This is a genomic window from Ruegeria sp. ABM4_193, assembly GCF_056158705.1.
In genome coordinates this window covers 826,387-853,042 of sequence record NZ_JBSWTT010000001.1, presented here as the reverse complement: position 1 = coordinate 853,042, position 26,656 = coordinate 826,387, and the positions used below count along the sequence as shown (strand labels likewise).

Here is a 26,656-nt window from a genome sequence, read left to right as displayed (position 1 = left end):
TCCCTACCCTTTGCCTGCGGCGCTAGCGTGTCGCGGGCAATTTTGCGTTGATGACCTCAAGCGCTTTTGCCAATGCGGCCTCGATGCTCAAATCGGTTGTGTCCAACTGAACCGCATCCTCGGCAGGCTTCATCGGTGCAGTGCTACGCTCTGCATCGCGCGCGTCGCGCTCTTTGACATCTGCAAGAACCTGATCGCGTGTCACATCGGCACCTTTGGCGCTAAGCTCAAGATACCGGCGTTCAGCGCGCACTTCGGCGCTGGCTGTCACAAACAGCTTTATCTCGGCATTTGGACAGATCACCGTCCCGATATCACGCCCATCCAGAACGACCCCCCCGGCCCTGCGGGCAAAGGCGCGTTGAAAATCCACCAACGCGGCGCGGACCTCGGGAACAACCGCTACTTTGGACGCCGCCTGAGCGATATCGGGAGTACGAAGATCGCCTTGCTCCAACTCTTCGGCGGTCAAAGCCTTTGCCGCGTCGACCGGATCGGAGCCCGCCAAAACACGTCGACCCACCGCACGGTAGAGAAGCCCTGTGTCCAGATGGGCAAACCCAAAATGCGCTGCAACGGCTTTCGAGATCGTGCCTTTGCCTGCTGCCGCAGGCCCGTCAATCGCGACTGTGAAGCTCACGAGCGTTCGACCTTAGCACCCAGCGATGCCATCAACGGTTCAAAAATCGGGAACGACGTTGCAATCGGGCCGCCATCGTCAACGCTTACTGGTTTCTGCGCGCCCATGCCCATCACCATGAAAGACATTGCAATGCGGTGATCCAGAAAGCTCTCGCAGGTACCTGCGCCGGGAACGTTGCCGATGCCCAGCCCTTCGACCGACCACCAATCGTCACCTTCGTTTACCGTCACACCGTTTGCGCGCAGGCCGCGCGCCATGGCGTCGATACGGTCGCTTTCCTTGACGCGCAGCTCTTTTACACCGCCCATCATCGTGGTGCCGGTGGCGTTGGCCGCAACCACGGAAAGTACAGGATATTCATCGATCATCGAGGCCGCGCGTTCCGGCGGCACGGTGATCCCCTTCATGTCAGGTGAGTACTTTGCGCGCAGATCGGCAACAGGTTCGCCACCTTCTTCGCGCTCATTCTCATAGGTCAGATCCGCACCCATTTCGCGTAGTGTGGTGAACAGTCCTGCACGCGTAGGGTTTAGACCAATGCCGGGCACCAGCACATCCGAGCCGGGTGTGATCAGCGCGGCGCACACCGGGAAGGCTGCACTGGACGGGTCGCGAGGAACGGCGATGACCTGAGGCTTCAGCTCGGGCCGTCCGGTTAGAGTGATGACACGACCCTCATCTGTATCTTCAACAGTTATCTCAGCGCCGAACCCGGCCAGCATCCGTTCGGAATGGTCGCGTGTTGCTTCTTTCTCGATCACAACGGTTTTGCCGGGGGCATTCAATCCCGCCAGCAAGACAGCAGATTTGACCTGAGCTGAGGGCACGGGCACTTCATACCGTACCGGGGTCGGGTCCGCGGCACCCACGATGGTCATCGGCAAACGCCCACCGGACCGACCAACCGATTGTGTGCCAAACAGGGCCAGAGGCTCAGTCACCCGCGCCATCGGACGTTTGTTCAGGCTGGCATCGCCAGTAAAGGTCGCTGTGATCGGAGAGGTTGCCATAGCGCCCATGATCAAGCGCACACCGGTACCTGAATTGCCGCAATCGATCACCTGATCCGGTTCCGCAAAGCCACCAACGCCTACGCCATGCACGGTCCATTCGCCGCCACTGTGATCTGTAACCTCGGCTCCAAGGGCCCGCATCGCCTTGGCGGTGTCCAGGACGTCTTCGCCCTCCAGCAGGCCCGAGATCCTGGTCTCACCCACAGCCATCGCGCCAAGGATCAACGACCGGTGCGAGATCGACTTGTCACCCGGCACCTCGGCCGTGCCAGTCAGCGGGCCGCAGGGATGCGAGGTCATCGGGATGGGCGTGCCGTGTCCGGACATGGGGGCTCCTTTTGCGCTATCAGTTCAAGGCGGATTAGCGAATTGGAACGGGTTGGTCCAGCGACAATGAGCGCAAAGCGGTCTCTCAGGCTTCCCCCAGCCATTTCGCCGGGTTTTCTTCAGCGATCTGCCGGAAAATCTCCTCGCCCAAGATGTTGCGCAACCGAAAACAGACCGCCTTTTCTGACAGCGCTTCTTGCCGGGTCATGTAGTAATCTGATCCAAACAGGACACGCGACCTGAGACGCTCACTTTCTTCATCTTCGCCGGTCAGGAAAATGCGCAGGAACGGGGCGTAATCCTCGAACTGGAACAATGTGTAAGAGATATCCGTCCAGAGGCCGGGGTAGTTTTCACTGCCGATCATGCGCCGGATTGCCACCTGCCAGTTCCGGTTGAAGGCGTCATCCAGCGGGTTCTTGCGATCCGGATTGACATAGGCATCCCAGTCGCGCTGCCCGCCAAAATGCGCCAAGCAAATCCGTAGCTTGGGATGAGCGCGCATCACGGGAATAAACGCCTCGGGCTCGGTATAGCGGTCGGCCCAATAGTCCGAAAGATAGCGCCCCTGAACGCCGCCGCGTGAGCAATGGGACATGACCGGCAGGTTCAACTCTTCTAACCGCGGGTAAACATGCTGCATAAGAACCGGATCGTCCGGCGCGAACCCCAGACGCGGATAGAGCTTCAGGCCCCGAAACTTCAGACCATCTATGGCCCGCCAGAGTTCCGTCGCCTGAGGATCGGCACGCGGGTCAATCGTTGCAAAGGGTATTACGGACCTGCCGACATCCGGTTCGCCAGACAGCTTTGCCAGTTCGTCATGTTGCGCGCTCAGCGGAACCTCCGGCGCGCCGAACCCAAAAGCTGACATCTCCATTGGCAGCACGACAAAACGGGTATCACTGGGATAGTGTCGCCGCATGTTGTCCAGAATATCGCGCTGGCTGCCCGCGTCCGTTTCCTGCTGAAAGCGGTAAAGCCTGTCCAGTTTTTCGGCGGCGGAATGCTGACCAATCAGGCGCGCACCAAAGGCCAGAGCCTTGATCAGCCAAGGCATCTTTTTGAATGGCTTGAGTGCCGGATAGGGGTAATCCTCTGGCACATGGCGCGCGTGAAAAAGGTGCGTGTGGCAGTTCGTGATCCGAATATCAGACATGGCAATCCCGGACAAAAGGCTGTGCTAAAATAAGGGCGTCACGCACATTCTAGCATAGCGTTCAGGATTGCAGAAATCTGTCGGTGATCAGGATTCCGTCCTGCGGAAGGTCAAATAATGCGGCACCCGCCCTTCCCGCAGGGCCTTTTGCTCATAGCGGGTGGAAATCCAATCGTCCCAAGGCTCACGCCAGTCGGCAGGACGTTCCGCCATCCATTCAAAACCGGCGCGAGGAACTTCTTCCAGCGTCTGGCGCACATAGTCGGGAATGTCGGTAGCGACGCGAAAGATCGACCCGGGTTTCAGAACTTTCGCCAACGGCTCCAGATGCTCCGGCGTGACAAAACGGCGGCGATGATGACGGGTCTTGGGCCATGGGTCCGGATAGAGCAGAAACGCGCGCGAGATACTGGCTTCGGGCAGGACATCGAACAAATCACGCGCATCGCCGGGATGCACGGCAAGATTTTCGACGCCAGCCTGTCGGATTTTACCCAGCAACATTGCAACACCGTTGATGTAAGGCTCTGCCCCGATGATGCCGATATCCGGGTTGCTTTGCGCCTGATGCACCAGATGTTCACCGCCGCCAAAGCCCACCTCAAGCCAAACCGGCTTGCCGCCAAACAGACCATCCAAGTCTAAGGGTTTGCGTTCGGGGTTCTTCTCCCAATCCACTGCACCCGGCGACAGCGAGGCAAGATCTTCGTTCAGATAGGTCTTTTGGCTGGGCTTCAGGGTCTTACCTTTGAAGCGGCCATAAAAATTTCTGCGCGGGCGTTGTGGGGTTTCGGTGCTCATGGCGGTGGCCATACTGCGCCGGCCTTAGTGTTGCAAGTGCGCGCCGCACCGGCAAAGAAAAAGCGCGCCCAACAGGCGCGCTTTCTTTCTGTTTGGATCAGACTGCAGCTTTCAGTGCGTCAACCAGATCGGTACGTTCCCAGCTAAAGCCGCCATCTGCATCGGGTTCGCGCCCGAAATGGCCATAAGCAGCGGTGCGCTGATAGATCGGCTTATTCATCTCCAGGTGCTCACGAATGCCACGCGGGGTCAGATCCATGACCTGCCCAACGGCTTTTTCGATCTCGGCGTCGGCAATCTGGCCTGTCCCATGCGTATCGGCATAGATGGACAGCGGTTTGGAGACACCAATCGCATAGCTCAGCTGGATCGTGCAACGTTCTGCCATACCAGCAGCGACAACGTTCTTGGCAAGGTAACGCGCGGCATACGCAGCGGAACGGTCCACCTTGGTCGGGTCTTTGCCCGAGAACGCGCCGCCGCCATGTGGGGCCGCGCCACCATAGGTGTCCACGATGATCTTGCGACCGGTCAAACCTGCGTCACCATCCGGGCCGCCAATCACGAATTTGCCCGTTGGGTTTACGTGCCATTCGGTGTCAGCAGACAACCAGCCTTCGGGCAGAGTTTCGCGAATATAGGGTTCGACGATTTCGCGGATGTCATCTGATGTCAGCGCTTCATCCAGGTGCTGCGTGGACAAAACGACCGAGCTGACGCCAACCGGTTTGCCATCACGATAGATGACGGACAATTGCGACTTGGCATCAGGACCCAGCGCAGGTTCGGCACCGCTTTTGCGCACTTCGGCCAGACGACGCAGGATAGCGTGCGAGTACTGGATTGGTGCGGGCATAAGCGCGGGGGTTTCTGTCGTGGCGTAGCCGAACATGATGCCCTGGTCGCCTGCCCCTTCGTCTTTGTTGTCAGCCGCATCAACGCCCTGCGCGATGTGAGCGGATTGTTCGTGCAACAGGTTGGTCACCTCGACAGTTTCGTGGTGAAACTTGTCCTGCTCGTAGCCGATGTCTTTGATACAATCGCGGGCAATCTTCTCGATACGCCCCATGTAGTCATGCAGCTTTTCTTGATCCGACAGACCAACTTCACCGCCAATAACGACGCGGTTGGTTGTGGCAAAGGTTTCGCAAGCCACGCGTGCTTCGGGTTCTTCATTCAGAAATGCGTCAAGGACGGCATCCGAAATGCGGTCACAGACCTTGTCTGGGTGCCCTTCGGAAACGGACTCCGAAGTAAATGTATAGTTCTGTCGGGACATAAATGTGCTCCATTAGGGTTTCTCTGTCACGCCAGGAAGCCGTTGTGACAGGTCAGAGACGCATACGCCCACCCGAAGATGGGGTCAATCGCTAATAATTCTCGCGCCGGCGGGCACTAAATCGGATGATGGCGGCAAGAAACAAAAGGGCCACAAGTATGGCACTGTCGCCAGTTCGCGAATAGACCGTGGGCTGGTGCGGCAGTGGCAGAATGGCATCGACATATCCAGCCTCGCCCAAAGGCAAAGAGGCCGTGACGCGGCCCAGAGGGTCGATCATAGCCGATATGCCAGTATTTGCTGCACGGATCATCGGCAGGCCCTGTTCGATCGCCCTCATACGAGCTTGAACCATGTGCTGATACGGGCCCGATCGAGTTCCGAACCAAGCGTCATTGGTGATCTGCAAAAGGAAATCCGCCCGCCCCGGTGCACCATTCACATCCTGCGAGAACACGGCCTCGTAGCAGATCAGCGGCAAGGCTTGCCCCAAGCGCCCCATATCCATCAACTGCGGGCCCGGTCCCGCGCTGAACCCGTGGCCCGTTGTGGACGCTAATCCATGAATGCCAAAACGCCCCATCAAATCGCCGAAAGGAACGTATTCTCCGAAAGGTGCAAGATGGTGCTTGTCATACAGACCAGCCTGGTTCCCGCTTTCGTCCAGATAGACCATCGAATTGAAAATCCTCGGGCCGTCTCCGCGCTGAATACCCAGGATCACCGGAGTGCCCTGCGCTGCATCCGCTATGGCCGTCAAAATCGGTTGTGCACTGCCGAGCCACGCGGGCACTGCAGTTTCGGGCCATACGATCAGATCAGGTCGCGGCTGGGCAGCTGTATAGTCAATCTGGCGTGAGAAGAACAAAGGGGCGTAGGCCGGGTCCCATTTTTGATGCTGAGGCGCATTTGGTTGCACAACCCGTACAACATGCGGACCGTCGTGAACCGTTGGCCGCATCGCAGCATAGCTCAACGCGACAATGGCCAATCCGGCTGTAAATACCGTTGATTGCACCAGCCCTCGAAAAGGTCTGGGGTGCATCGATGCCGAACCGATTGGGAATGTCGCTGCGAACGTTATCGCGTTTAACCCAAACGGCCCGAACAAAGACAACATTTGCGCCACTGGTGTATCGATCCAGATCTGCGAAACCCCCGCCCAAGGGAAACCGGTTAGCACATAGCCTCGGGCCAGCTCAGCCAAGGACAGGGTAACGATCAAGAGCAGGCATTGGAGAAAAGAAGACGCGCCCGGGCGGCGAGACATCCAAAAAGAAACGGCCCAAAACAGCGCGAGGCCACCTGCCATAAACACCAGCGCAAACGGTGCCATCCAGGCGTGGCGTTCAGCGTCCACCTGAAACGGTTCGACAAGCCAGCTGAGAGTGTGCACAAAGTAACCGGTGGCAAAAACCCATCCAATCCAACCAGCCCGCGCGCGGGTTTCGCTGGACAGGAACAGCGGCACGATCAGGACCAGAGACAGGATCGTCAGCGCCCAATAGCCATAAGGCGCAAAACCAAACCCTGCGACTCCGCCCAGTATGGCGGCGGCCAGTAGTCTCAGCGGGAAAGGCAAGCCCCGCAGGGGGGTCATGCAGCGATTTCCGGCAGCATGACGCGAAGCCTTTTTATGCGACGCGGATCGGCGTCGAGGACTTCAAATTCAGGACCTTCAGGGTGGATCACAACTTCACCTCGTGCGGGCACACGACCCGACAGCATGAACACCAAGCCGCCCAAAGTATCGATTTCCTCTTCATCCACGTCTTCATGGCTGGTCAACGAGCGGCCAATCTCGGCTTCGAAATCCTCAAGCGGGACACGGGCTTGCACGACATAACAGCCGGGCTTCTCTTGCACCCACAACTGATCTTCATCGGCATCGTGCTCATCAGCGATTTCACCAACCACTTGTTCGATCAGGTCTTCGATGGTCAGCAAACCATCAACACCGCCATATTCATCAATCACCAACGCCATGTGGCGCCGCTCTGTCTGCATCTTGGTCAACAAGATCCCGATCGGCATTGACGGCGGCACAAACAAAAGCGTGCGCAGCATCGAGACAAGATCGAAGCTACTGCCCCCGCCGTTGAACCCATGGGTCAACGCAAAGTCTTTGAGATGGACAAAACCCAAAGGCGTATCCAGGGTGCCTTCATAAACCGGTATTCTGGACAGGCCACTCTCACGGAATACATCCGCAAGCTCGTCTTTGGTGATCGTAGAAGGCACCGATACGATTTCGGCAGTCGGAATAGCGACGTCTTCAACACGCATCCGCCGCAGGTTAATCATCCCACGGGACTGAGACGCCGTTGCATCCTGTCCGTTCGCCACCGGCTGCGGTTGAGCCTCATCGCTCGAAAACGCATCAAAAATTCGAGAAAAAAATCCGCTTTTCTCTTCGGTCGTATTGCTGCTGTCCTGTGGTTGCGCGCTGTGCGCCGCCCTAGAACTGCCGTCTGTCTCGCCCATTATCCTGTTCCAATTGATCGGGTCATCTGACCCCTTCATACCTTATATGGGTCATCGATACCTAATTTGCCAAGTATCTCGACCTCAATCCTTTCCATCAGGGTGGCATCGGGATCACGAATGTGATCATACCCGAGCAAATGCAACGTTCCGTGAACAAGCAAATGGATCACGTGATCGTCCATGGCTTTACCCGCGTCAGTTGCCTCACGTGCGCAGGTGTCGAAAGAAATCGCGATATCACCTAAGGGGATTTCACCTGTAAAGTCCGGCTCTGGCGAAACCGGCACCTGCCCTGGTTCTTCCGGGGCCAGATCCTCGGCTGGCCAACTCAGAACATTGGTGGCACTTGGCTTGCCGCGAAACTCTGTATTCAGGTCTGCAATCCGTGCGTCATCGCAGCCCAAAACGCTGACTTCACAAACCTCAGAATCCAGTTCGACAAACGCCAAAACAGCAGAAATCGCCTTTTGCGACAAGGCCTCGAGACCTTGCCACCGATTGTCTTCGACAGTGAGTTCCAGGTTCATCTTACCGCACATCAGCCCTTGCATAGGGCCTTGCACTTAACTGGTATCGCGGCCCGCATCGGCCTCATACGCCTCGATGATGGCGGCGACAAGCGGGTGACGAACGACGTCTTTTGACGTGAAATAGTTGAAGCTGATATTTGGTATCGTTTTCAATAACCTTTCAGCATCCGCCAGGCCGGATTGCACCCCGCGCGGCAGGTCCACCTGAGACCTGTCGCCGGTGATGACCATTCGGCTGCCTTCACCCAGACGGGTCAGGAACATCTTCATCTGCATGGTCGTCGCGTTCTGGGCTTCGTCCAGAACAACGAAGGCATTAGCCAGAGTTCGACCGCGCATAAATGCCAGCGGGGCGATTTCGATTCGTTTTTCCTCGATCAGCTTGGCCAGTTGCTTACCCGGCAGAAAATCGTTCAGCGCGTCATAAAGCGGCTGCATATACGGATCGACCTTGTCCTTCATATCACCAGGCAAATAGCCCAGCTTTTCACCCGCCTCGACCGCCGGGCGGCTCAGGATGATTCGATCCACATGGCCACCAATAAACATCGAAACACCAACGGCAACCGCCAGATAGGTTTTACCTGTTCCCGCAGGGCCAATGCCAAAGGCCAATTCGTTCTGAAACAACGACTGAACATAGGCTTTCTGAGCATCTGTACGCGGTTCGACCAGTTTCTTGCGGGTCTTGATCTCGACCGAGCCACCCTTGAACATCTCAAGCTGATCGCCGTCGCGCGTGCCCGTACCTTGTTCCGAAGCACCCATTCGCAACTCGCGATCCACATCTGCGGCTTCGACCTCGCGCCCCCCTTCCAGGCGGGTATAAAGCGATTGCAGCACTTCTACGGCCTGTTTCTGAGCATCTTCGTCGCCCATGACAACCAGCTGGTTGCCACGGCGTACAATCTGGACCGAAAGCTTGCTTTCTATATCGGTCAGATTGCGGTCGTACTCGCCGCATAGGTCAATCAACAATCGGTTGTCGGGAAATTCTACAAACGCCTCACGCTGGGGCATTTCATCTTGCGGTGGGGTCAGGGCACCGATGGCCAATCCGTTCTCCTGTCTTGGCTGTTCACCCTGAGCGTAGACAACAAAACTCGGTGGGCGCAAGCCACAGATTCAAAATTTAGTGCGGGGATGACAAAACAGCCGAAAAATGCCGTTCCAGTTGGCATCAGAACGTATAGTTCAGCCCAAATCTGAGACCGCCGTATTTTGGCGTCGACTTTGTAGAAAAACCTGAACTGAACTGGACGGTCTTCGAGTCGAACTGGACGTATTCATATTCACCGGTAATCGACCAATTGTCGGTAAGTTTATGTTCAGCCCCAATGCTGGCAGAGTATCCGTTCCGCCGATCAGTAACCGCGAAATTCTGCGTCGAACCGCCAGATGTGATGCTGTTGGTCGTTTCAATATCACCCCACAAATAGCCGACACTGACGAAATACAGGATTCGGCCGCTGCGGTTGGTCAGACCATTTTTAAACCGGATCGCCAGTACATCGGACACCTCGGTGCCACCTTGAACATCGACGCCGCCAATCTGGGTGCCAACGCTGTCATCAAAGGATCCGAACTGGTACCCGATTTCAAAACCATAAACGTAGTCACGGCCACCTCTGGCAGGCAAGATACCACGCCAGCCGCCACGAATCTCACCGTAAGAACCAGACAGATCCTGTTCGCCGACATCGAACAACCCGGCGGGTGTTCTTAGGCCGAAGCGATCATCGCCCCCCGAGCCATAACCGCCGGCCAATCCCAGATAAAAGGCGCTGACATCGCTGCCGAAACTAGTCGGGCTGATCACTTCAGGCTCGGTCACTGTGCCCTTCAGATCACCTGCAATTGTTGTACTAGCCAGAAGAGTAGCAAGTGACGCTGCGGGAAGTGTTCTGCCAAGTATTGAAATCCTGAAGTTCTTAAGGGTCGTCACTCGTGCCTCCATCACTCCGGTCGCAACACCGGCCAAAAACCGTTTTTTAACGCATAACTTCACGCCCGGAAAAACTTGGCTCTTCTCCGAACATAGTTCCAAGCAATAAATCAAGGGTAAATTTTGGAAACAAACACCAACTATGGTGGCTGACCGGTGGATACTTGCCGATTTACAGCAGCTCTCCGGCCAGCGAATTAGCGCCCGAATCGGTGATCCGAACTTCTTTCAAATCTCCGGTTTCAATCTCGGGGCCTTTGACGTGGACCGAATGAAGATACTCAGACTTTCCGACCATTTGACCGGTCAGGCGGCCCGGCTTTTCGAACAGAACACGCACGGTTCGGCCCACCATGCTATCCTGAATCTCCCGCTGATGCCGGGTGATTAGGGCCTGAAGTCTTTGTAACCGTTCATCCGCCGCCGCAGGGTCAACCTGTGCCCGCTCGGCGGCGGGCGTTCCGGGGCGAGTCGAGTATTTGAACGAATACGCGTAGCCGTATTTGACCTCTTCGACCAAATCCATCGTTGCCTGGAAATCTTCTTCGGTTTCCTCGGGGAACCCGACAATGAAATCGCCAGACATCACAATATCCGGGCGCGCCGCGCGGATTTTTTCGATCAGGCGCAGATAGCTTTCGGCTGTATGGCTGCGGTTCATCCGTTTGAGAATGCGGTCCGAACCCGACTGCACCGGCAGGTGAAGATAAGGCATCAGCTTGTCGCAAGTGCCATGCGCCTCGATCAGGTCATCGGCCATGTCATTGGGGTGCGACGTGGTAAAGCGAATCCGCTCCAGACCGTCGACCTTGTTCAGCTCCCAGATCAGACCTGCCAGAGTCATGTCCCCGTTCGGGCCCGCGCCATGATAGGCATTCACATTCTGCCCCAGCAAAGTGATCTCGCGCACCCCACGTTCGACCAGATCATGCGCTTCGCGAATAATGCGGTCGGCCGGGCGGCTGACTTCGGCACCACGAGTATAGGGTACAACGCAGAAGGCGCAGAACTTGTCGCAGCCTTCCTGAACAGTCAGAAACGCCGTCGGGCCACGCTTGGCCTTGGGGCGGTTTTTTAGCTTCTCGAACTTGTCCTCTTCAGGAAAATCCGTATCCAGCGCCTTTTCACCAGCGCGGGTCTTGGCCTCCATCTCGGGTAAGCGATGATAGCTTTGCGGGCCAACAACCAAATCGACCAGAGGCTGGCGGCGCATGATCTCTTCGCCTTCAGCCTGAGCGACACAGCCCGCAACTCCGATTTTCAGATCCGGTTTCTCGGCCTTCAGACCCTTGAACCGGCCCAGTTCAGAATACACCTTTTCCGCGGCCTTTTCGCGAATATGACAGGTGTTCAGCAGGATCATATCCGCATCATCAGGTGTCTTGGTTTCGACATAGCCCTGCCCGCCCAGTGCCTCGGACATGCGCTCGCTGTCATAGACATTCATCTGACAGCCATAGGTCTTGATAAACAGCTTCTTCGGTTCGGACATGGATCGGGCCTTTGCATTCGCGGGACCGGCGTCATTTATATGCTTCGAACGCCGCTTGCAATGCGGGCGCAATTACCCGAATTTGGCGGGACTTTCCAGCAAGGCAAAACCGAAAACACGCGATGAAGTACGAATCCCCGGACCATTTTCTGAAATCGGGTCAGACTGCATTGGCCAAAGGGCCCATCGCCTTGATTTTTGCCGAAGACGAGGTCGAGCTGGACAGCACCGTGCGGCACCATCTGAAACTGGGTTTCAAATCCGTAGTTGTGTTCATGCCTCAGGACCTCGCTCTCGACGCGGATCTCAGTGATCTCGTGCACCGGGTCACGCTGAAATGCACGCCCCGAACCGTGGTGTTTGACACCATAAACAGGATTATCCAGGCCGCGCCGGGCGTTTGGATGTATTACTGTTACAACGCTGAATACCTGTTCTTTCCTTTCTGCGAAACGCGCAGCGTTGGCGAAATGCTGGCCTTTCACAGCGAAGAAAGGCGCAATGCCATGCTCAGCTATGTCATTGACCTTTATGCCGATGATCTAAGTACCAATCCCAACGGAGTCGCGCCCGATCAGGCCCTCTTCGACAGCACGGGCTACTATGCGCATACCCGCCACGACCCAAGCGGCCAGCCTTTAGATCGGCAGTTGGATATTTCGGGTGGTTTACGCTGGCGGTTTGAAGAACACGTTCCATACGAACGCCGCCGCATTGACCGCATCGCCCTGTTCAAATCGCAAAAAGGGCTGGTCTTGCAGCCTGACCACACATTCAATGAACCGGAATACAACACCTATTCCTGCCCATGGCATCACAACATGACTGCGGCCGTATGCTCATTTCGGGCGGCAAAAGCCCTGAAGACAAATGCAGGGTCTACTTTTGACATCCCCAGCTTTCGCTGGCGGAACTCAGTGCCGTTTAAATGGCAGTCCCGCCAGTTGCTAGATCTGGGTCTGATCGAATCAGGTCAGTGGTTCTGAGTCGCCTCAGCGTTGCAACAGCATAGGAAACCAGTCCTCGCGCAGGCGCTGACCCGGTGTCATGTCGTGACCGGGAAACGGGGGCGAGGTGCGGCCCGGGCGTTCAACATAGCGTGCATCATCCCCAACCAGGCGCAGCGAGAACGCGCGGCGACGGCTGTCCGACTGGTTGCCTCGTGCTCCATGCAAAGTGCGATAGTTGAACGCCACGGCGTCACCCGGCTCCATTTCGAACTCAACAACCCGCATCCCTTCGGCATCCGGGTCCGGAACTTGAATGTACTGACCTTCATCCGGGAAGAAGCCTTCCTCTGACACCCAACGGGTCGGCAGAACCTCTTTCTCCCACCGATGCGATCCGGCGACACAGCGCAGCGTTGCCTGGCGGACTGGATCCAGCGGAGACCAGAAGCTGATGGTTTGCTGTCCCTCGACGAAGTAATACGGCCCGTCCTGATGCCAGGGGGTGGCCATCGACGTGCCCGGCTCTTTGACCAGCACGTGATCGTGGAACATCTGAACACTTTGCGATTGCATCAGATCGGCGGCCACCTCGGCAGCCGGTGAGTTTTCGATAACCTCACGGAACTGAGGAATTCGGGTCCAGTTGCAATAATCGTCGAAAAACCGCCCGGTTTCGCCCGACTTTTTGTTTTCCGAGGCAAAGGGGCCGGGCTCAGCCATATTTGCTGCCACGCCCTCGCGTAGCTGTTCCACGTGATCCGCGAACAGTCCCTTGATAAGAACAACACCATCTTGCTGATAAGTGTCGATCATCGCTTGAGATACGAGTGGGTGTGGCATCCGGGTCTCCTTTGGCTTTGCCCCGTTTTGCTTTGAACATGCATTCTGTTCAAATCATATCTTTCGAAGCTATAAATAACTTCATGTTATATATTTCCCTTCGCCAATACGAATATGTCTGCGCGGTTGGACGCCATGGAAGCTTGTCCGCAGCAGCGCAGTATTTGAATGTATCGCAACCGGCCCTGTCCACCGCGCTGACACGGGTTGAAGAACATCTTGGGCACCCACTGTTCATTCGCCGCCGGGGTGCGGCCATGGCCCTGACCCCGCAGGGTCGGCGGTTTATTGAACAGGCCGAGGCTTTGCTGAACGCCGCTGCGCGAATCGAAACCTCAGAATCACCCACGCCGGGAATGACGCAATTCACATTGGGCTGCTTCACAGACCTCGCCCCGTTCCTATTGGCCCCTGCCCTGCATCATTTGCGCGTCGCTTTCCCAAATGTCGCGATTTCCTGTGTCGCTGCATCCTTCGAAGGGCTTCTTAACGGCTTGATCGACGGCCAGATCGACATTGCGATCACCTACGATTTGACCATGGACGCCGGGTTTACCCGAACAAAGTTGTTTGACAGCAGGCCAAAGGCGTTGATGCCGCTAGATCATCCGCTTGCGTCAACGGATGGCGTTGCCCTGACCGACATCGCAGCGCACCCTCTGATCCTGTCGACCGAAGGGCTTTCGGCTCAGCACATCCTGGGTCTATTTCGCCGCATGGGTCTGCGCCCTACAGTCGCGCACCGGGCAGCGTCGCTGGAAATTCAGCGCAGTCTTGCCGCGCATGGCGAGGGAATCGGAATCAGTTACGCCAGTCCGCCCAGCCCTGTAAGTTATGACAACCGGCGATTGGTCGGCATTCCGATCACCGACCCGGACGCCGCCGAATCCGTGGTTATGGCACGACACGGCACAGGCCCGGCTGACCCAACAGTCGATCAGGCCGAACGCGTTTTAAAGGAAGGATTGAAACAGGTTTGACGCCCTATTTCTTGCGCAGCCGGATAACAACGTCGACCGACGCAATCTCAACGCCCTCGGGCGCTTCAGGCAAGCGCTGAATCACAAGCTGATCCGACGGAGCATCACTCAGGCGCGCTTCGTCCTCCCAATAAAAATGGGGGTGATCGTGGGTATTGGTGTCGAAATAGCTTTTCGAACCGTCCACTGTGATTTCCTGCAGAACACCCGCGTCACAAAAGGCGCGAAGGGTGTTGTAAACCGTAGCCAAAGACACGGCGTCCCCGTTTGCCTTGGCAGACTCAAACAGGCTTTCTGCGGTGACATGGCGATGGCGGCCGTCGCCCACAAGAAGCTCAGCCAGCGCCACACGCTGACGCGTAGGTCGCAAGCCGGCGTTTACCAGCCAACCCGTCGCTATTTCATGGCTCTGAGGTGTCATCGATCCGATACCCATAGTTGCTGGTTTATATATAGGGGCGCATAGTTGGCAATTTCAAATGAAATTCATTCGCAAAGTTAGGTGCGTACACAACATGATGTGGGCCACCACTCTTGCAGGACCTTGCAAACGGGTGATAGACGAGGCCAGATGTAAAGACAGACCCCCGGCAGGAAAGGCGGCAGAATGGCCCAGTTCCCTAGCAGTTTTGACAAAGATGATCTGCTCAAATGCGCCCGCGGCGAATTATTCGGCCCCGGCAACGCGCAGTTGCCTGCCCCGCCGATGCTGATGATGGACCGGATCACCGATATCTCAGGCGATGGCGGTGCGCATGGGAAAGGCCATGTTGTGGCCGAGTTCGACATCACGCCTGACCTTTGGTTCTTTGACTGCCATTTCCCGGGCAACCCGATCATGCCCGGTTGTTTGGGTCTGGACGGCCTTTGGCAGTTGACCGGCTTCAATCTGGGCTGGCGCGGCTGGCAGGGACGCGGCTATGCGCTGGGCGTGGGCGAAGTCAAACTGACCGGAATGGTCCGCCCGGATCGCAAGATACTGACATATTACGTCGACTTCACCAAAGCCGTTCAAACCCGCCGCCTGACCATGGGTGTGGCGGATGGCCGGGTCGAAGCCGACGGCGAAGTAATTTATCAGGTAAAAGATATGAAGGTTGCACTGTCGGAAAGCTAACCCCAGCTATCGGACACGTCACTGAAAACGAAATACAGGAGTACGCTTATGCGTCGCGTCGTCGTCACCGGTCTGGGGGTCGTCTCCTCCATCGGGAACAATGCCGAAGAGGTTCTGGCCTCGCTCAAAGCAGGCAAATCCGGGATCGAGGCCAACGAGCAGATGGTCGAACATGGTTTTCGCAGCCAGATTGCCGGAACGCTCAAGATCGACGTGACCCAGCATGTGGACAAGCGTACTTTGCGCTTTATGGGCCCGGGCGCCGCTTATGCCCACATCGCCATGAGCCAGGCGATTGCAGACGCTGGCCTCACCGAAGAACAGGTTGTGAACCCACGCACCGGTCTGGTCGCTGGTTCGGGCGGCCCGTCGACCAGTGCGATGCTGACGGCACATCAAACCGTTCTGAAAACTGGTGCAACCAAGCGGATTGGGCCGTTTGCAGTGCCGAAATGCATGTGCTCGACGATTTCGGCAAACCTGGCTACGGCGTATAAGATCAAGGGCATCAACTATTCGATCACTTCGGCCTGCTCGACGTCTCTGCACTGCATCGGCAATGCGGCAGAACAGATCATGCTGGGCAAGCAGGACGTGATGTTTGCTGGCGGCGGTGAAGAACTGGACTGGACGCTCTCGTGCCTGTTTGACGCGATGGGCGCGATGTCCTCGAAATACAACGACACGCCGGACAAAGCCTCGCGCGCGTTTGATGAAAACCGCGATGGGTTTGTGATTTCAGGCGGCGGCGGCATCGTTGTGCTGGAGGATCTAGAGCACGCGCTGGCGCGTGGCGCAAAGATCTACGCCGAGGTCACCGGATACGCGGCAACTTCGGACGGCCATGACATGGTGGCCCCGTCCGGTGAAGGCGGTGAGCGTGCAATGCGTCTGGCGCTTGGCACTCTGCCCGAAGGCCGCAAAGTGGACTACATCAATGCTCACGGCACCTCGACCCCTGTCGGCGACGTGGGTGAGGTTGAAGCCGTGCGCCGCATCTTTGGCGAAGGTAGCGTGCCACCTATTTCGTCAACAAAGTCGATGACTGGCCACGCGCAAGGGGCGGCGGGCGCGCTCGAAGCGATCTTCTGCCTGCTGATGTTGGATCATGATTTCATTACGCCGTCGATCAATGTCGACACGCTTGCCGAGGGCATCCAGCCCGGTGAAATTGCGACCGAAGTGGTTGAAAACGCAGGACTGGACAGTGTCATGACCAACAGCTTCGGCTTTGGCGGCACCAACGGGTCCATGATTCTGTCAAAGTATAACGGGTGAAAGTGATGTCGGATCTTCTTAAGGGTAAACGCGGCCTGATCATGGGCGTGGCCAATGACCGCTCAATCGCGTGGGGCATTGCCAAGGCCATGCACGAGGCGGGCGCAGAACTGGCATTCACCTACCAGGGCGAGGCATTTGGCAAACGGCTCGAGCCTTTGGCCCAAAGCCTTGGCAGCGACTTCATGGTCGACGCAGATGTCACCGATGACGATTCGCTGGATCGTGCATTTGGCGAGCTGGCCCAGCGCTGGCCCACTATCGATTTCGTTGTCCATGCCATCGCATATTCGGACAAATCCGAGCTGACCGGCCGTTTCCTAAATACCACACGGGCGAATTTTAAACACTCAATGGACGTCTCGGCCTATTCCTTCATAGAGGTGGCGCGCCGCGCCTATCCTATGATGAAGGACAATGGCGGCTCGCTGCTGACCCTGACCTACCAAGGATCAAACCGCGTTGTACCGAATTACAACGTCATGGGGGTTGCCAAGGCGGCTCTGGAATCGGCAACGCGCTATCTGGCCAACGACCTTGGCCCTGACGGGATCCGTGTGAACGCTATTTCTCCGGGACCGATGAGAACCCTTGCCGGTGCAGCCATCGGCGGTGCACGCAAGACCTACAAGTTTTGCGACCAGAACGCTCCAATGCGTTCGAATGCTACGTTGGAGGCCGTGGGCGGAACTGCGGTTTACCTCACATCTGATGCGGGCGCATGCACGTCGGGTGAAATCATCCGCGTCGATGGTGGTTTCCACGTTCTTGGGATGCCTCAGCCCGAATCCATGTGACCATATCTTTCCCTGCCGCTGCCAAGATTTCACCATCTTTAGGCGGCAGGAATTCGATATGAGCAAGCTAGATCAAATCATTGCGAATAACGCACGTGCGACGCAAACCCGGAAGAAAACCGGTTTTCTCAGCCAACGTGCCAGAGTTCTGCTGCTGACGCTGACATGTCTTTTGGTCGCGTTCATATTTTTCACGCAACCGCAGGTGCGCATAGCACTTGAAGCGCTGATCGGGTAGAGGCCGAGCCGGCATACCGGCCCGAACCGTGCGTCAGTTGATCGACATGACCTCGATATCAAAAATCAAATCCTGACCAGCCAGCGGGTGATTGGCGTCCAGAGTTACAGTCGCTTCATTCGCACCGACCACAGTAACTGGTACAGCTTGACCATCCGGCGACTGCATTTGCAATTGCGTTCCAGGCTCAAGCGGGATGTCATCGGGAATGCCTTCGCGAGGAATTTCCTGACGCATCGCCGGATTAATGGGGCCATAGGCATCCACACAGGCAATCTCGACCCGCTTTTTGTCCCCCACGGACAGGCCGGGCATAGCACTGTCTAAGCCGGGAATAATCTGGCCAGATCCGACCACAAACTCCAAAGGATCGCGCCCCTCTGAGCTGTCAAAGGTTTGGCCGTCCAGCAGCGTCCCGGTGTAGTGGATGCGAACCATGTCGCCTTGTTTGATTTCGGTCATCGTGGCCTCCGGCCGTTTTACAGGATTGAGCGGCCAACCCTAGAGCCTGACACAATGTTGTAAACCCTTGGCTCTTTCACCCCCCTCGTTGTTGTGCCAACCTGCGCGCGATCAGAGGAGGATCACATGCCGATCACCACCTGTGTCTTCGATGCTTACGGAACACTTTTTGATGTTGCGGCTGCTGCGCGCCAGGCTGCCGACGAACCAGGATTTGAAGCCCTCAAGGACAAATGGCCAACAGTCGCGGGGCATTGGCGCCTGAAGCAATTGCAATACACCTGGCTGCGCGCAGTGGCGGATGCCCATGCCGATTTTTGGGATGTCACTCAGGACGGGCTGGATTGGGCGCTGGACGCCGCAGGCCTCCAAGGCGACCCCAAACTGCGCCAACGTCTGCTTGATCTTTATTGGGAGTTGCAAGCCTACCCCGAAGTTCCCGACATGTTGAAAGCACTCAAAGAAGGCGGGTTGCAAACGGCGATCCTGTCCAACGGCTCGCCCCCCATGCTGGACGGCGCTGTGCAGTCTGCAGGAATTGGCGATGTGCTGGACGATGTTCTGTCGGTTGAGAGTGTTGGTGTCTTCAAACCCCATGCCCGCGTGTATGATCTGGTCCAGAAACGGTTTGACTGCGCCCGTGACGAGGTGTTGTTCGTCAGCTCAAACGGTTGGGATGCGGCAGGTGCCAGCGGGTACGGTTTCGTCACTGCGTGGGTCAACCGGATCGGTGAACCGATGGACCGCCTGCCCTGGACACCAGCCCATGTGCTGCCCGATTTAACCACAATCCCAAAACTCGCAGGGCTTTGATGTCAAACTTCACAACCACGGACGGCAAGCGCATCTACTTTGAGGAAACGGGCACGAGCACGCCGCTTTTGTGTCTGGCCGGACTGACCCGAAACAGCCGCGACTTTTCATTTTTTGCCCCTCATGCCGCTGACCTGCGCATGATCGCAATGGATTACAGAGGGCGTGGCCGGTCGGACTATGATCCCGATTTCATGAACTACAACATCTTTCGTGAATCGCATGACGCGATCGAACTGCTGGATGTACTGGGAATCGAGAAGACATTCGTTCTGGGCACCTCGCGGGGTGGTCTGATCGCCATGGCCCTGGCCGCAAGCCATCCCGAGCGGCTGGCCGGGGTGATCCTGAACGATGTTGGACCTGTCATTGAAACTTCCGGTATTGCCAAGATCATGGCCTATGTGGGCACGCAACCGACTGCGCAAACCTATGATGAGGCCGCTCTGACACTGAAACAGGTAATGGAGTCTCAATTCCCCGGCGTTTCCCTGGAAACCTGGCGCGTGCAGGCCGAAATTCAGTACGAAAAACACGAGGATGGGTTGGCGCTGCGCTACGATCCGGCACTGCGAAAGGCACTGATCGAACAGGCCGCAAGCGGGGCGACACCTGATTTATGGATGTTCTTTGAAGCCCTGCGCGACATTCCGACGGGCGTTATCCGGGGGGCGAACTCGGACGTTCTGAGCACCGAAACGGTAGCTGAAATGCACGACCGGCATCCGGGCTTGATCTCAACCGAAGTTCCCGATCGTGGGCATGTTCCGTTTCTGAACGAACCTCAATCTTTGGATCTCATACAAAAGGTATTGAAGAACGCCGCATGAGCACAATCGAGATGATCGAAGCCGCAGCAGAACGGCTGAACGGACACATCCGAAAGACACCGATCTTGTCTTCTCCATTTCTCGACAATCTCGCCGGACGTCGGATTTTGGTCAAACCGGAATGTCTGCAACATACCGGCAGTTTCAAGTTTCGCGGGGCTTGGTCCGCGATTTCGGCACTGGAAGAAGCCGAACGCCAGCGCGGTGTAATTGCGTATTCCTCGGGCAACCACGCGCAAGGCGTTGCAATGGCGGCATCAAAGCACGGCATTTCTTCGGTTATCGTTATGCCGTCGGACGCCCCACAGTTGAAGATCGAAAACACCCGCGCGCTTGGGGCAGAGGTCGTTCTGTATGACCGAGCGAATGAAAAGCGCGAAGAAATTGGCGAGACCATTGCAGCCGCGCGCGGACTGACCCTGATCCGACCTTATGACGAACCGCTGGTTATTGCAGGCCAAGGCACCACCGGCCTTGAAATCGCCGGTCAGGCAGCGGATCTGGGCGTCACTCAGGCAGACGTGCTGGTCTGTTGCGGCGGGGGCGGCCTGACCTCGGGCATCGCTCTGGCCCTGGAAAAACATGCGCCGAACCTGCGCGCGCGCCCTTGTGAGCCAGAGGGGTTCGATGACGTCAAACGCTCGCTGGCCTCAGGGCAGATTGAAAACAACAACGCAGCTTCAGGTAACATCTGCGACGCCATTCTGACGCCACAACCCGGAGACGTCACGTTTCCGATTCTCAACCGCCGGTGCGGTCCGGGGTTGTCCGTCACCGAAGAAGAAGCCTTGCGCGCCATGGCGCTTGCCTTCCTGCGTCTCAAGATCGTACTGGAACCCGGCGGCGCGGTGGCCCTGGCCTCGGCCCTGTTCCGGGGCGACCAGATCGAAGGCGACGACGTGATCGTTGTTGCGTCTGGCGGCAATGTTGATCCGGCAGTATTTTCCAGGGCGTTGGAATTCCTGACCTGACAGGGCTGCACAAGATGTGCATGTTGCACCCCAAAGGTTCATGGCGACAAGGAAGCCAGTCATGAAGATCGCTGATCTGGGCGACGTGAAAATGAATTACCGCATCGACGGCCCAACTGACGGTGCGCCATTGGTCTTTGCCAATTCCTTGGGAACCGACCTGCACCTGTGGGATGCGGTGTTGCCGCATTTGCCAAAAGGGCTGCGCATCATCCGATACGACAAACGTGGTCACGGGCAATCCTCGGTGCCGACCGCGCCGTATTCGATGGGCGCATTGATACGCGATGCAGAGGCGTTGTTGGATCACCTACAGGTCCGCGACTGTGTTTTCGTGGGCCTGTCCATAGGCGGGATGATTGCCCAAGGTCTTGCCGTCAAGCGCATGGATCAGGTCCGGGCATTGGTTCTTTCGAATACTGCCGCCAAAATCGCCACTCCTTCGGTGTGGCAGGATCGGATTGAGGCCGTGCGCAAGGGCGGGATCGAAGCATTGGCCGACGCAACGATGGAGCGTTGGTTTTCGCGTGATTTCCGCGCCGCACAAAACCACCTGCCATGGCGCGACATGATGGTGGGCCAACCGGCTGAAGGGTATCTGGGCTGCTGCTCGGCCATTGCAGGCACCGATTTCTATACACCAACGAGTGGGCTGCGCCTCCCGACCTTGGGCATTGCAGGCAGCGAAGACGGATCAACACCCCCCGATCTGGTGCGAGAGACCGTCGATCTGATCCCGGGGTCCCGGTTCCAGTTGATGCGCCGGGCCGGGCATTTGCCCTGCGTTGAAAAACCAGCGGAATATGCAGAAATCCTGAATGGTTTTCTGACCGAAATCGGACATACCTGAAGGAGAACGGCAATGGCGTCTTTCCTGTTGGTCCACGGCTCTTGCCACGGCGCATGGTGCTGGCGCGACCTGATCCCCGCGCTTGAAGCTCTGGGGCATTCTGCCAAAGCAATCGACATGCCCAGCCATGGTGCTGACCCCACGCCCGTAGCCGAGGTCACGCTGGACAGTTGCCGCGACGCCGTGCTGCAGGCCAGCACTGCCGATACAATCATCGTTGGCCATTCTTGGGGCGGCTACCCGATCAGCGCCGCCGCCGAAGCGCAACCCGATACCATGCGCGCGCTGATCTATCTGTGCGCCTATGTGCCCAAAAACAGTCTTTCCATGGCCGAGATGCGCAGGCTTGGCCCTAGGCAAACTATTGCACACGCGGTTGAGAAATCCCCGGATGGGCTGTCATACACCGTGTCTGCCGAAGCTATTCCCCAGCTATTCTACCATGACTGCCCCGACAATATCCTGCCTTACGCCTATGCACGCCTGTGCCCTCAGGCCATCCACCCACAAGAAACCCCCCTTCCGACAGGTGCGAAATTCGACACTGTGCCCAAGGCGTATATCCGCACCACGGACGATCACACGGTACCAACCGAATACCAAGCAACGATGAGCGCCCTTATCCCCGAAGAAATGCGCCGCACCATCGACAGTTCGCATTCCCCGTTCTTCTCGCACCCGCGCGAGCTTGCTAAAATTCTATCCGAACTGGCAGGCAAATTGCCCTGATCTGTCGCAACGGCATTTCGTTCGGCAAAAACTCTGGCTTTCCTCAGTCATCATCTATGCTTAGGGTGCGCTGATCAGATCTCTTGCCGGGTTCCATGCGTCTGCCGTTTTTCTTCATCCTCTGCATCGTCATGATCGACGCCATGGGCATCGGTCTGGTGATGCCGATCATGCCTGAACTGATCGTCGAGGTTCAGGGCGGCTCGCTTGCCAATGCAGCGATCTGGGGCGGTGTCCTAAGCACCGCCTTCGCCGCGATGCAGTTTATCTTTGGGCCCATACTTGGAAACCTGTCAGACGCGTACGGACGCAGAACCGTCCTATTGGTGTCCCTGTTTGTCATGGCGATGGATTATGTTGTCATGGCTGTTGCGGGCAGCATTTGGTTGTTGCTGATAGGGCGTATCGTAGGCGGTATAACCGCAGCGACCCACGCTACTGCTGCGGCCTTTATGGCAGATGTGTCCGACCCCAAAGACAAGGCCGCTAACTTTGGCCTGCTGGGGGCCGCCTTTGGCATGGGCTTCGTCCTTGGGCCTGTGATTGGTGGATTGCTCAGTGAATATGGCACGCGCGCACCGTTTTGGGCCGCTGCCGGGTTGGCAGCGCTGACCTTTTGCATCGGCTATTTCGTGATGCCAGAGACCGTGACCGACAAGAACCGCCGCGCCTTTAGCCTGAAACGCGCAAACCCTCTCAATTCGCTGAACGCCATCGCATCTTTGCCCGGTATCCGACCGTTGCTTTGGGTGTATTTCCTGTATTCAGTGTCCATCTACGTCTACCCCGCTATCTGGTCTTATTTCACGACCGAGCGATTCGGATGGTCCCCACAGATGATTGGCCTGTCCTTGGGTGTCTACGGTATAGGCATGGCCATTGTGCAGGGCGGATTGATCCGGCCTGCCATCCGGTTTCTGGGCGAAAGAGGTACAATCGTCTACGGAATGGGTTTTGAGATCATCAGCTTCGCATTTCTGGCCTTCCTCACCAACGGCCTCATCGCGCTGCTTCTCATTCCAATAACGGCCATCGGGGCGGTCATCACACCTGCTCTTCAGGCCATGATGTCCAAGGCCACGCCAAATTCGCAGCAAGGCGAATTGCAAGGTGTTCTGACCGCACTACACGCGTTGTCGATGGTGATCTCACCTTTGCTGATGACATCGATTTTTGCGCAGTTCATTCGGCCCGACACACCGCTCTACCTGCCCGGCGCACCTTTCCTGCTAGCACTTGTGCTTATGCTGGCGGGTTTCCTTTTGTTCCGCAGATCCAGCCCTGTCGTGGCGTAACAACGACACGCAAATGGCGGTTTCTGCCTTGCGAGTTGCCGTTTCCCGGGCCACCGTGAACGCAACGGGAGAGAGAGATAACATGCAAACAATCAAAGCCGCAGTCTGCCGGGCATTTGGCGAACCTTTGGTGATCGAAGAGGTTCAACTCGCAGCCCCCAGCACGGGCGAAGTCGAGGTTACGCTGGAAGCCGTAGCTATCTGCCACTCGGACATATCATACGCCGATGGCGCGTGGGGCGGATTCCTACCGGCCGTTTACGGTCACGAGGCCGCAGGCGTGATCAGCGCCGTTGGTGATGCCGCTGGGGGCTTCAAAGTTGGCGACCCTGTGGTTGTCACGCTGATCCGTGCCTGTGGAACGTGCCCCAGCTGTGCGGGCGGAAAACCGACAATCTGCGAAACACCATACGATACGGTCAAAGGCCCGTTGAAGACCGGCGATGGCGACCCACTCGAACAAGCCATGGCGTGCGGCGCCTTTGCTGAAAAAGTTGTGGTGAGCCACCGCCAGATCGTCAAAATCCCCGAAACCCTGCCCAAGGATCTGGCCAGCCTGCTCTCATGCGGGGTGATCACCGGAGTCGGTGCTGCGGTCAATGCCGCTGGTCTACGGCCCGGCCAAGACGTTGTGGTCATTGGCGCGGGCGGCGTTGGTCTGAACGCCATTCAGGGCGCACGGATTGCCGGCGCACGTCAAATCGTGGCCGTGGACATGACCGAAGAAAAGCTTGAGATCGCCAAGGAATTCGGGGCAACCCACGGCGTGTTGGCCAGTTTGGACCAGCCCTGGAAAGCCGCTTACAAGGCGTTAGGCGGGCGTGGTGCGGATGCGGTTCTGATCACGGTTGGCGCGATCCCTGCTTATGATCAGGCACCGCGCTATCTTGGCCTTGGCGGCAAGGCGATCATGATCGGGATGCCGCATTCGGGTGACATGGCCAGTTATGAACCCGTTGTTCTGGCGGCGCTGGGTCAGGGCGTTGTTGGGTCGAAGATGGGCGATGTGGTGATCCAGCGGGACATTCCGTGGATGGTGGACCTTTATCAACAAGGGCGGCTGAAGCTGGATGAGTTGATCTCGGGCCGCTGGTCTTTGGATCAGATCAACGAGGCTATTGCCGACACCAAAACCGGATCGGCCAAGCGCAATGTGATCCTGTTCGACAGGACCTGACCCTCCGAAAGGATTTGGGATGAAACTACAGGATCTCGACGTTATCGTCACCGCCCCGCCTGCGCCGGGCTGGGGTGGGCGCTATTGGATACTGGTCAAGGTGACGACAGACACTGGCATCACCGGCTGGGGCGAATGCTATGCCTCCTCCGTCGGACCAGAGGCGATGCGCCATGTCATTCAGGACGTGTTCGAGCGGCACATGCAGGGTGAAAACCCCGAAAACATCGAACTGATGTTCCGCCGCGCCTATTCCAGCGGCTTCACCCAGCGACCGGACTTGACCGTGATGGGCGCGTTTTCGGGGTTGGAGATCGCCTGCTGGGATATTCTGGGCAAGGACCGAGACCGCCCGGTTTACGCTTTGCTGGGTGGAAAGATGAACAACCGGATCAGGGCCTATACGTATCTTTACCCCCTGCCCCAGCATAATCTGACTGATTTCTGGACATCTGCTGAGCAAGCTGGCGAAACGGCGGCTGAAATGGTGCGGCGTGGTTATACTGCCGTCAAATTCGACCCGGCGGGCCCCTATACGATCCGGGGCGGCCACATGCCCGCCATGAGCGATATTTCCATGTCAGTTGCCTTCTGCAAGGCGATCCGCGAAGCCGTGGGCGACAAGGCCGATCTGCTGTTCGGCACGCATGGTCAATTCAACACCGCCGGGGCCATTCGGCTGGGGCAAGCGTTGGAGCCTTATCAACCGCTTTGGTTCGAAGAACCCACGCCGCCAGACATGATCGAAGACATGGCCCGCGTCGCCCGTAATGTCCGCATCCCCGTCGCCACCGGCGAACGCATGACAACCAAGGCCGAATTCGGCGCCGTTTTGCGCGCCGGGGCCGCGGAAATTCTGCAACCGGCGTTAGGACGCGCGGGCGGGATCTGGGAGATGAAGAAAGTTGCCGCAATGGCTGAGGTCTTCAACGCACAGATGGCACCGCATCTTTATGCGGGTCCGGTGGAATGGGCCGCCAATGTCCATCTGGCCGCGTCGATCCCTAATTTGCTGTTGCTGGAAAGCATCGAAACACCGTTTCACAATCAACTGATCAAAGGGTCTCTTCGGGTTGAGGACGGGTTCGTGACCGCGCCAACAGCGCCGGGCCTTGGAATTGATGTCGACGAAACACTGGCCCGCGCGCATCCCTATGAGGGCCGCGACCTACATCTGCAAATGCAGGAAGAGCCCTGCGATTACGTCAATGGCAACGCTTTTCAAGGCGGCGCACCGGCAACCGAGGGGTGACAACACCAGCGTGTTTGAGGCATATTGTTCCGATAATAATCGGAACAACGGTCAAAACGTGGCACTCAAACAAACCGATCCTCAGGCACGCAGCACAGACACTCTGCCGGACATGAAAGAAAACGCCGCGCGCGCGGCTGCTTTCCTGAAAACGCTGGCCCATGAAGGGCGGCTGATGATCTTGTGCCACCTTGGTGACGGTGAAAAATCCGTGGGTGAACTTGAGAATTTGCTTGAGTTGCGACAGGCCGCTGTCAGCCAGATGTTGGCCCGCCTGCGCGAAGAAGGGCTTGTTTCGACCCGCCGGGAAGGCAAGGCGATCTACTATTCCCTGCGGGATGGGAACACGGAACAGGTGATTGGTCTGCTCTACAAACTGTTCTGCGCAGAAGACAGCTGAT

29 protein-coding genes and 1 riboswitch are annotated in these 26,656 nt (G+C 57.3%); of the genes, 15 read left to right on the top strand and 14 right to left on the bottom strand.

Features of this window, described 5'->3' with window-relative positions; all coding sequences use genetic code 11:
* Window positions 1–22: 22 nt before the first annotated feature.
* From cmk to miaB, 11 genes are all read right to left on the bottom strand, one after another.
* On the bottom strand, window positions 23–640 hold the full coding sequence (cmk, locus tag ACXADZ_RS04295) for a (d)CMP kinase (protein ID WP_475192897.1): 618 nt from the start codon (window positions 638–640) through the stop codon (window positions 23–25).
* Complete coding sequence (aroA, locus tag ACXADZ_RS04290; RefSeq protein WP_475192896.1) at window positions 637–1,983, bottom strand: 3-phosphoshikimate 1-carboxyvinyltransferase; 1,347 nt, start codon at window positions 1,981–1,983, stop codon at window positions 637–639. Before aroA ends, cmk begins: the two co-directional genes overlap by 4 nt.
* A gap of 85 nt (window positions 1,984–2,068) precedes the next feature.
* On the bottom strand, window positions 2,069–3,142 hold the full coding sequence (locus ACXADZ_RS04285) for an amidohydrolase family protein (protein WP_475192894.1): 1,074 nt from the start codon (window positions 3,140–3,142) through the stop codon (window positions 2,069–2,071).
* An 87-nt stretch (window positions 3,143–3,229) separates the two neighbouring features.
* The gene (gene trmB, locus ACXADZ_RS04280; RefSeq protein ID WP_475192892.1) at window positions 3,230–3,943 is read right to left on the bottom strand and encodes a tRNA (guanosine(46)-N7)-methyltransferase TrmB; all 714 of its coding nucleotides are present in this window, start codon (window positions 3,941–3,943) and stop codon (window positions 3,230–3,232) included.
* Window positions 3,944–4,040: 97 nt separating this feature from the next.
* Window positions 4,041–5,222, bottom strand: a complete 1,182-nt coding sequence (metK, locus tag ACXADZ_RS04275; protein ID WP_475192890.1) for a methionine adenosyltransferase — start codon at window positions 5,220–5,222, stop codon at window positions 4,041–4,043.
* Between the two features lie 5 nt (window positions 5,223–5,227).
* Window positions 5,228–5,276: riboswitch (SAM-SAH riboswitch) on the bottom strand.
* A gap of 37 nt (window positions 5,277–5,313) precedes the next feature.
* Window positions 5,314–6,822, bottom strand: coding sequence for an apolipoprotein N-acyltransferase (lnt, locus tag ACXADZ_RS04270; protein ID WP_475192886.1), 1,509 nt, complete (start codon window positions 6,820–6,822; stop codon window positions 5,314–5,316).
* Complete coding sequence (locus ACXADZ_RS04265; RefSeq protein WP_475192884.1) at window positions 6,819–7,706, bottom strand: hemolysin family protein; 888 nt, start codon at window positions 7,704–7,706, stop codon at window positions 6,819–6,821. Before ACXADZ_RS04265 ends, lnt begins: the two co-directional genes overlap by 4 nt.
* A 35-nt stretch (window positions 7,707–7,741) precedes the next feature.
* A complete protein-coding gene (ybeY, locus tag ACXADZ_RS04260) occupies window positions 7,742–8,236 on the bottom strand; it encodes an rRNA maturation RNase YbeY (RefSeq protein ID WP_171094351.1) in 495 nt (164 codons plus the stop codon).
* A gap of 36 nt (window positions 8,237–8,272) precedes the next feature.
* Window positions 8,273–9,295 (bottom strand): PhoH family protein, encoded by a 1,023-nt coding sequence (locus ACXADZ_RS04255; RefSeq protein WP_171094353.1) that lies wholly within the window; start codon window positions 9,293–9,295, stop codon window positions 8,273–8,275.
* 124 nt (window positions 9,296–9,419) lie between these two features.
* Window positions 9,420–10,184: an outer membrane protein gene (locus ACXADZ_RS04250; protein WP_475192881.1), complete on the bottom strand. Its 765-nt coding sequence runs from the start codon at window positions 10,182–10,184 to the stop codon at window positions 9,420–9,422.
* A 172-nt stretch (window positions 10,185–10,356) separates the two neighbouring features.
* On the bottom strand, window positions 10,357–11,676 hold the full coding sequence (gene miaB / locus ACXADZ_RS04245; protein WP_475192879.1) for a tRNA (N6-isopentenyl adenosine(37)-C2)-methylthiotransferase MiaB: 1,320 nt from the start codon (window positions 11,674–11,676) through the stop codon (window positions 10,357–10,359).
* Window positions 11,677–11,798: 122 nt separating this feature from the next.
* Here miaB and ACXADZ_RS04240 point away from each other — a divergent pair, with 122 nt between their 5' ends.
* Window positions 11,799–12,662, top strand: a complete 864-nt coding sequence (locus ACXADZ_RS04240; RefSeq protein WP_475192878.1) for a glycosyltransferase family protein — start codon at window positions 11,799–11,801, stop codon at window positions 12,660–12,662.
* A gap of 6 nt (window positions 12,663–12,668) precedes the next feature.
* Here the strand turns inward: ACXADZ_RS04240 and ACXADZ_RS04235 are convergent, their stop codons facing one another.
* Window positions 12,669–13,466, bottom strand: a complete 798-nt coding sequence (locus ACXADZ_RS04235; protein WP_171187036.1) for a phytanoyl-CoA dioxygenase family protein — start codon at window positions 13,464–13,466, stop codon at window positions 12,669–12,671.
* 83 nt (window positions 13,467–13,549) lie between these two features.
* Between ACXADZ_RS04235 and ACXADZ_RS04230 the strand changes: the two genes are divergently transcribed.
* Window positions 13,550–14,446: a LysR family transcriptional regulator gene (locus ACXADZ_RS04230; protein WP_475192876.1), complete on the top strand. Its 897-nt coding sequence runs from the start codon at window positions 13,550–13,552 to the stop codon at window positions 14,444–14,446.
* 4 nt (window positions 14,447–14,450) lie between these two features.
* Here ACXADZ_RS04230 and irrA read toward each other — a convergent pair whose 3' ends face one another.
* Window positions 14,451–14,867 carry an iron response transcriptional regulator IrrA gene (gene irrA / locus ACXADZ_RS04225; RefSeq protein ID WP_171187038.1) on the bottom strand — a complete coding sequence of 139 codons (417 nt, stop codon included), beginning with the start codon at window positions 14,865–14,867 and terminating at the stop codon, window positions 14,451–14,453.
* A gap of 186 nt (window positions 14,868–15,053) precedes the next feature.
* On the opposite strand from irrA, the gene fabA reads away from it, so the two are divergent.
* The 4 genes from fabA to ACXADZ_RS04205 are packed head-to-tail and all read left to right on the top strand — an operon-like array spanning window position 15,054 to window position 17,876.
* Window positions 15,054–15,563: a bifunctional 3-hydroxydecanoyl-ACP dehydratase/trans-2-decenoyl-ACP isomerase gene (fabA, locus tag ACXADZ_RS04220; protein ID WP_475192870.1), complete on the top strand. Its 510-nt coding sequence runs from the start codon at window positions 15,054–15,056 to the stop codon at window positions 15,561–15,563.
* Between the two features lie 48 nt (window positions 15,564–15,611).
* The gene (gene fabB, locus ACXADZ_RS04215) at window positions 15,612–16,841 is read left to right on the top strand and encodes a beta-ketoacyl-ACP synthase I (RefSeq protein ID WP_475192867.1); all 1,230 of its coding nucleotides are present in this window, start codon (window positions 15,612–15,614) and stop codon (window positions 16,839–16,841) included.
* Window positions 16,842–16,846: 5 nt separating this feature from the next.
* The gene (locus ACXADZ_RS04210; protein WP_171094364.1) at window positions 16,847–17,638 is read left to right on the top strand and encodes an enoyl-ACP reductase FabI; all 792 of its coding nucleotides are present in this window, start codon (window positions 16,847–16,849) and stop codon (window positions 17,636–17,638) included.
* Window positions 17,639–17,696: 58 nt separating this feature from the next.
* Entirely contained in the window at window positions 17,697–17,876 is a 180-nt protein-coding gene (locus ACXADZ_RS04205) for a hypothetical protein (RefSeq protein ID WP_475192864.1), read from the top strand.
* A gap of 33 nt (window positions 17,877–17,909) precedes the next feature.
* Here ACXADZ_RS04205 and ACXADZ_RS04200 read toward each other — a convergent pair whose 3' ends face one another.
* Complete coding sequence (locus ACXADZ_RS04200) at window positions 17,910–18,338, bottom strand: FKBP-type peptidyl-prolyl cis-trans isomerase (RefSeq protein ID WP_475192862.1); 429 nt, start codon at window positions 18,336–18,338, stop codon at window positions 17,910–17,912.
* A 126-nt stretch (window positions 18,339–18,464) separates the two neighbouring features.
* Here ACXADZ_RS04200 and ACXADZ_RS04195 point away from each other — a divergent pair, with 126 nt between their 5' ends.
* From ACXADZ_RS04195 to ACXADZ_RS04155, 9 genes are all read left to right on the top strand, one after another.
* Entirely contained in the window at window positions 18,465–19,151 is a 687-nt protein-coding gene (locus ACXADZ_RS04195) for a haloacid dehalogenase type II (protein WP_475192858.1), read from the top strand.
* Window positions 19,151–19,981 carry an alpha/beta fold hydrolase gene (locus ACXADZ_RS04190; RefSeq protein ID WP_475192855.1) on the top strand — a complete coding sequence of 277 codons (831 nt, stop codon included), beginning with the start codon at window positions 19,151–19,153 and terminating at the stop codon, window positions 19,979–19,981. The genes ACXADZ_RS04195 and ACXADZ_RS04190 overlap by 1 nt, the downstream gene beginning before the upstream one ends.
* Window positions 19,978–20,952 carry a threonine ammonia-lyase gene (locus ACXADZ_RS04185; protein WP_475192852.1) on the top strand — a complete coding sequence of 325 codons (975 nt, stop codon included), beginning with the start codon at window positions 19,978–19,980 and terminating at the stop codon, window positions 20,950–20,952. Before ACXADZ_RS04190 ends, ACXADZ_RS04185 begins: the two co-directional genes overlap by 4 nt.
* 61 nt (window positions 20,953–21,013) lie before the next feature.
* Window positions 21,014–21,802, top strand: a complete 789-nt coding sequence (gene pcaD, locus ACXADZ_RS04180; protein WP_475192851.1) for a 3-oxoadipate enol-lactonase — start codon at window positions 21,014–21,016, stop codon at window positions 21,800–21,802.
* Window positions 21,803–21,814: 12 nt separating this feature from the next.
* Window positions 21,815–22,531 carry an alpha/beta fold hydrolase gene (locus ACXADZ_RS04175; protein ID WP_475192848.1) on the top strand — a complete coding sequence of 239 codons (717 nt, stop codon included), beginning with the start codon at window positions 21,815–21,817 and terminating at the stop codon, window positions 22,529–22,531.
* Window positions 22,532–22,626: 95 nt separating this feature from the next.
* Entirely contained in the window at window positions 22,627–23,826 is a 1,200-nt protein-coding gene (locus ACXADZ_RS04170; RefSeq protein ID WP_475192845.1) for a TCR/Tet family MFS transporter, read from the top strand.
* A gap of 82 nt (window positions 23,827–23,908) precedes the next feature.
* Window positions 23,909–25,003, top strand: coding sequence for a Zn-dependent alcohol dehydrogenase (locus ACXADZ_RS04165; protein WP_475192842.1), 1,095 nt, complete (start codon window positions 23,909–23,911; stop codon window positions 25,001–25,003).
* 19 nt (window positions 25,004–25,022) lie between these two features.
* Entirely contained in the window at window positions 25,023–26,255 is a 1,233-nt protein-coding gene (locus ACXADZ_RS04160) for a mandelate racemase/muconate lactonizing enzyme family protein (RefSeq protein ID WP_475192839.1), read from the top strand.
* A gap of 112 nt (window positions 26,256–26,367) precedes the next feature.
* Window positions 26,368–26,655, top strand: coding sequence for an ArsR/SmtB family transcription factor (locus ACXADZ_RS04155; protein WP_171094487.1), 288 nt, complete (start codon window positions 26,368–26,370; stop codon window positions 26,653–26,655).
* Window position 26,656 lies beyond the last annotated feature (1 nt).